At 60.5% G+C, this 1736-nt stretch carries 3 protein-coding genes and 1 pseudogene; all 4 read left to right on the top strand.

What is annotated here, in order from left to right; genetic code table 11:
- Positions 1–433: pseudogene (locus tag Q0D45_RS17150) on the top strand (hypothetical protein); the annotation flags it as partial.
- On the top strand, positions 430–1143 hold the full coding sequence (locus Q0D45_RS17145) for an ATP-binding protein (protein WP_293395554.1): 714 nt from the start codon (positions 430–432) through the stop codon (positions 1141–1143). The pseudogene Q0D45_RS17150 and the gene Q0D45_RS17145, both read left to right, overlap by 4 nt.
- Positions 1144–1177: 34 nt before the next feature.
- Positions 1178–1450: a hypothetical protein gene (locus Q0D45_RS17140; protein ID WP_293395551.1), complete on the top strand. Its 273-nt coding sequence runs from the start codon at positions 1178–1180 to the stop codon at positions 1448–1450.
- Positions 1451–1478: 28 nt separating this feature from the next.
- A partial coding sequence (locus Q0D45_RS17135; RefSeq protein WP_293395548.1) for a hypothetical protein occupies positions 1479–1736 on the top strand: 258 nt, incomplete at its 3' end.

Here is a 1736-nt window from a genome sequence, read left to right as displayed (position 1 = left end):
GCTGCACCCCACCCCCGCAGCTGCTGCACCCAGAACCGTAATAGAACCATCAGTTGAACCATCAAGGAACCGTCAGGAGCTTTCTCCGGAAAACGTCGTTCAGGTTTTCGACCACTGGAAGCAGAAATCTGGACACGGGAACGCGAAGCTTGATGAAGCGCGTCGGAAGGTCATTTCGAAAGCGCTGAAGAAGTACTCGATCGACGAACTGAAGTGCGCAATCAATGGCTGCATGGCCAGCGAATGGCATCAGGGTAAAAACGAACGCGGCAAGGTCTACGACAGCCTCGACCTCATCCTCCGCAATGCCGAGAAGATCGAAGCCTTCATGAATCACAGCAAGGGCAGTCCGAAGTCGACCGTAGCTGCTCGCCGCAACCCCGCTCACATCGGACCTCAGCAGTATTCCGAGTCCTGGGAGGCCGCGTCATGACCGATGACCGCGAGACGGCCCTCAGGCAGTGCGACAAGCACGGTGACTACACAGCCCATTGGGTCCAACGGCTCGACCGGTGGACGGGCTGCGAAACCTGTGCTCATGAGGAGCGTGCTGCCAATCAGCTTTTGCTCGACGAAGAGTACCGACAGGAGCGCATCGAAGAGTGGCTGCGCGAGTCCGATATCCCTTCCAAGTTTCGGCACGCAGCGTTCGATGGCTCGCTGCCTGAGAAGCTTCGCAGATGGGTCGAAGCGGTCGCTCGGAGAGAATCCCGCGGCCCTCTGGTGATCATCGGGCCGGTAGGTACTGGCAAGACCTACGCGTCCTCGGCAGCCCTCAAGCAGATCATCCGATCCGACATGAGGGGCCTGTTCATCACCGCCGGCGGATATGGCCGCACGGTTCGTGAGACCTGGAACCGGCGAGGCGAGCACACCGAGGCAAGCCTGCTCGGCAAGTACGGCTGCGTGCCGGTCCTGGTGCTAGACGAGTTCGGGGCGAATCGCGATGTCGACGCGCCGATGCTGCAAGACCTCATCTCCGCACGCTACGACGAGGGGCGCATGCCGAACACGATCATCGTTTCGAACCTGGCCGTAGCGAAGTTCCCCGACGTTGCCGGGGAGCGCGTCGCCGATCGAATCAAAGAGGACGCAACGGTGCTGCTGATGACCGGCAAGTCCAAGCGCACGCCGCTCGCCTGACCAACACCTCCCCTGCCAACCCAAGGAATCACCAATGGCAACCATCACCGAAATCAAAGCTGCACGCGCCGTCGCCGGCGCTGCCTACGCGGCCGCAGCACAGGCCTACGCGGACGCATGGGTCGAGCTTCACGGCTACGACCAAGCGCTCTGCAATACGGCTCTAGGCCAGCCGCGGCCACTCGGATTCGCGGGCGCTCCGCAGCCGCTTCCGCACGGCGAATACCTCTCGCAGCGAATTGACGGCGGCCTGATCGATCGCGCCAAGACCAGAGCGGCGCAAATCGTCGCCAGCTTCGCCCCCTGATCTCTCTCCCCCACCTCAGAGACCCAAAATGGCAATCAACGAACTCATTGAAAAAGACTCATCGGGCAACCCGATCCAGATCCACTACGAGCTTTCAGGCGGAATGAAGCTGTCGATGAAGCATCTCGAGGGAGTCGATTGCGAGCCCGACACCTATTTCAAAGGCGCTCTGAATGCGCTCGATGAAGCGGCAACTCACATACGGGCGATATCAGCAGACCGACTGCTTTCGGATGCTGGCAAGCAGCACAAGATGGCGCCGATCTGCACCGACTTGATCGGATTC

The sequence above is a fragment of the Nevskia sp. genome (genome assembly GCF_023266035.1).
Lineage (GTDB): Bacteria > Pseudomonadota > Gammaproteobacteria > Nevskiales > Nevskiaceae > Nevskia.
Note: the sequence above shows the minus strand (reverse complement) of the source record. Positions and strands in the feature narration are given on the sequence as shown.

What these genes read in the sequence shown, in the direction of transcription:
- Q0D45_RS17140 (WP_293395551.1), top strand. Translation starts at nt 1,178, where the DNA reads ATGGCAACCATCACCGAAATCAAAGCTGCACGCGCCGTCGCCGGCGCT.
- Q0D45_RS17145 (WP_293395554.1), top strand. Translation starts at nt 430, where the DNA reads ATGACCGATGACCGCGAGACGGCCCTCAGGCAGTGCGACAAGCACGGT.